Origin of the sequence: Mesorhizobium sp. M4A.F.Ca.ET.050.02.1.1 (assembly GCF_003997725.1) — a bacterium.
In the GTDB taxonomy this organism is placed as follows: domain Bacteria; phylum Pseudomonadota; class Alphaproteobacteria; order Rhizobiales; family Rhizobiaceae; genus Mesorhizobium.
Window position 1 is genome coordinate 1 of the sequence record NZ_RZSG01000646.1, and the last position, 3,491, is coordinate 3,491.

General features: G+C 61.9%; 3 protein-coding genes. All 3 read right to left on the reverse strand.

Annotated elements, in window-relative coordinates; translation table 11 throughout:
- The coding region (locus EOA33_RS28635) for a type IV secretory system conjugative DNA transfer family protein (protein WP_145989328.1) at positions 1 to 1,942 on the reverse strand (1,942 nt) is incomplete at its 3' end.
- Positions 1,943 to 1,954: 12 nt separating this feature from the next.
- Positions 1,955 to 2,977, reverse strand: a complete 1,023-nt coding sequence (gene virB11, locus EOA33_RS28640) for a P-type DNA transfer ATPase VirB11 (protein WP_127407170.1) — start codon at positions 2,975 to 2,977, stop codon at positions 1,955 to 1,957.
- On the reverse strand, positions 2,974 to 3,491 hold a 518-nt coding region (locus tag EOA33_RS28645; protein WP_281033570.1), incomplete at its 5' end, for a TrbI/VirB10 family protein. The genes EOA33_RS28645 and virB11, both read right to left, overlap by 4 nt.

Genomic DNA, 3,491 nt, shown 5'->3' on the forward strand with positions numbered 1-3,491 from the left:
TCGCCTCAGGCCCGGCTGCCCTTTGCGAGGCGGACAGGCGACGGCGAGCGACTGGCGGCTCGGCACGCCCAACCTTTGCAGCGAACGTCGCACCTCGCTGCAGCCGCGAGTGCGTGATGCCGGAGCAGTAGCGTGGCCCAGTCGGCACGATCGACTGGACGGACGGGGAGGGGAGGGGAGCGGCGGCAGCGAGGGGTTTGGCGCGCTTAGCGTTCATCCTTTCCGGGAGCGGCATGAAAGCCCGCTTGGAGAGTTCCCGATCAGCGAAATAGAAATTCCGGGTCGCAAGGATTGCGTTTTCGCCGCGCGGCAGAATGACGACCTTGCTCTTGTCCATGGTGCGGATCTCGTCCGGCCGCATGAGCGGACGACGCACTTGCCTGCTGTGAACGGAGCGCGTGTAATAGGTGTCGAAAAGGCTCGCTTGCGTCCTGGTGACGTCCTTCTGCGGTTCTGACGTTTCGCCTATCTGCTCGGAGACGTAGCGCAGATCGTCGGTCTCCTGGGCGCCGAAGAAGATCTGGACCCGGGCAGCGTTGATCAGCGTTTCGCGGCTTTCCTTGCGATAGATCTCGTCGACGGATTTCAAGGACTGCACGAAAAACCACATCGGCACGCCGTGGCCGCCAAGGACGGTCGCCATGTCCGTGACCTTCTCAAGCTTACCGAGATTCTGAAATTCATCGAGCAGGACAAGCACCTGGTGCTCGCCGGGGCGCGGCATGGATTCCGACATGAAGTTCATCATCTGCGTGATGAGCACATTGAAAAGCGGGCCGAGGGACGCCATCTGCTCGCGCCGGAAATCGAGATAGAGCGAGACCCGCTCGCTCTTGAGATTTCGGATGTCGAAGGAGCTCCGCGCAGTGGCCCGCATCAGCCGTTCGTTCAGGAACGGCGCCATGCAGGTGCGCACGCCAGCATAGAGACCGGAAAACTGCTTCTCCGCCATGTCCGCGTAGGGCAGAAGTGTCTGCAGCGTGAAATCGGATACTTCATGCCGGCGGTTGTCGCGCAAGCTCGCAAGGAACTCCAAAATCGGCTGGTCGGCGCCGTTCATGATCTTGAGGATGGTGGCGAAGCTGCGGTTTTCGTCGGCGATCTGCGGGGACTCCATGACGTAGGAGGCAATGCCGGTGAAGAGGAGGCGAGCATCGTTGACCCAATAGGGGTCGGCGTTCGCAGGCGGCCGCGGAAAGAGCGCGGCCGCCATGTTGCGCAGGTCGATATCCCGCTGCGCCGAATCGAGCGAAATAAAATCCATCGGATTATAAAGAGCGGTGTTGCCGTCCCGGTCGGCCGGCGCGAAGCGGACGACCTGGCTGAAGGTGGCCCGATGGCCGGCCGTGGCTTCATAGGTCTCGCCGCGAAGATCAAGCACGACAAGCGAATGTGGCCACATCAGCGCGTTGGGGATAATCAGCGCCGCGCCTTTGCCCGATCTTGGCGGTCCAATGACGAAGCCGCCGACGTCATCGCCGTCGATCCAAAGTTTCTTGCCGCCGCGAACTCTCGGGCGCGTCAGGCGCAATTTGCCAGTGCGCCGATCGCGGTGCGGGGCAAAGACGTTGACCAGTCTGCCGCCGGCGCGTCCGATGAAGATGCCCCTCGGCCTCAGCAGGCCAGCCCGGCGAACGTCCGCCATCGACATGAATTTTGCGTCGTTGCGCTTCGGTGGCCTCATCAAGAATGCGATGACGAGCGGCAGGACGAAGCCGAAAGCGGCCGCAGCGCCGGCATATTGAAGCTTCGCAAAGCTTCCGGCTTTGAGGTCCGTCCAGGCGTAACCGAAGACTCGTCGCGGGTCCGCATTGAGGCTGTCGACGAGAAAATGCGATCCGGTCCTGTACCAGTCGGTGGCGGCATAAGCGACCACAAAAAGCAACGCGCCCAGCGCCATTGCCATCAAAGCCAGGAAGATCCTGCCGGCGATCTTTTCCATAATGCGCCCCTGTCAGATCGTCTCAGCCTTCGTGAACTTGATTTCGCTGATCGATCGGCGTCCGCCATCGCCGCGCACCATCTGCACGACGACCGGGATCACCTCGCGCAGATAGTCAAGGATCTCGCTACGAGAGAGCCCGACATTGCTTTGCATGACCATGAGGGCCAGACGCTCATAGGCCGAGCGGGCCGAGTTGGCATGAACGGTTGTAAGCGAACCGGGATGGCCGGTGTTGATGGCTTGCAGGAAGGAAAATGTCTCGGCACCGCGCAGCTCGCCGAGCAGCAGCCGGTCGGGGCGCATACGCAGCGACGCCTCGAGCAGCTGTTGCGGCGTGACCCTGGCAAGGCCTTGGTCACCTTTCGAGGCAAGCAGCGTCACCGTGTTCGACGTCGCCGGCTTGAGTTCGCGCGTATCCTCGATGGTTATGATGCGCTCATGGGAGGGGATGATCTTCAACAACGCATTGAGGAAGGTTGTCTTGCCGGTCGACGTGCCGCCGGAGACAATGAGAGAAATCCGATTGCGAACCGCATATTGCAGAAATTCCAACGGCGAGGTGTCGTTGAGCATCTCGGCGAGCTGCTTTTCTTCAGCGGAGAGCGCGAGGCCACTGCCCATCTCGGTCTGTTCGAAGGCGCCCATTTTTGCGTAGTCGCCAAGCGTCATGTCCATGATGACCTGCTTGCGGATGGAGATCGCGCCGCCATCTGGTGCCGCCGGCGGGAGCACGCATTGAAAACGTTCGCCCGAGGGGAGAGCGGCCGACAAGACCGGCGTGACTTCGTTGACGACCTGGTTGGTGGCCGAAGCGACGCCAACTGAGACCGAGCGAATCCAGTTTCTGGTGAGCTCGCGTTTGACGAGGTGCTCCATCTCCTTTGCACCCAGGCGCTCAATAAAAACTTCGCCGGGTCGGTTGACGGCGATTTCGGAAACCGATTCTTCCTCCATATAGGGCCAGATCGGTTCCAGTTCGGCGCGCAGCACCGGTGCGCGCGCCCAGGGGTTCGACGCAGGCTGCACATTCATCGGGCCGGAGTCCCGTAGCCTGGATCATAGGGCCCAGCCTCAGACGTCGGCGTGACAGAGAGCGGCGTCGGATCGACCGCCTTTGCCGGCTTGCCGCCGCGCTTCAGTCGCGCCAGCTCCTCTTCTACCGGATCTGCATAGAGCTCGGAAAAATCGAGATCCCGGCGAACGAACACGACGATCGGCGTGCCCTGGTCGACGTAGATCGTCGGCGGGATGTTCTGTGTGTCGCGGAATGCCTCTTGTGCCAGCTGCTGCAGCGCCGTCGAGGATTTGTCGAAGGCGATGCCGCGGGCATCGCGTTGTGAACCGGAGCCGCCATAGGTGGTGGTGACCGTCTGCCCGGTAACGGGATCAACGGTCGTCACCTGCCGTTGCTGGCTGTCGCTGCCGCTGTCGGCGAGTGAGGACAGGTATTCTGAAACGCCGCCCACGACCGAAAGCATGATCGCATTGCCGTAGCGTTCGAGCCAATGCGTATCGACGCGGCCGCCGAGACCGCCCCGCCCGAGAC

Coding starts and splice junctions, on each gene's coding strand:
- virB11 (WP_127407170.1), bottom strand. CDS start 2,977: ATGAATGTGCAGCCTGCGTCGAACCCCTGGGCGCGCGCACCGGTGCTG.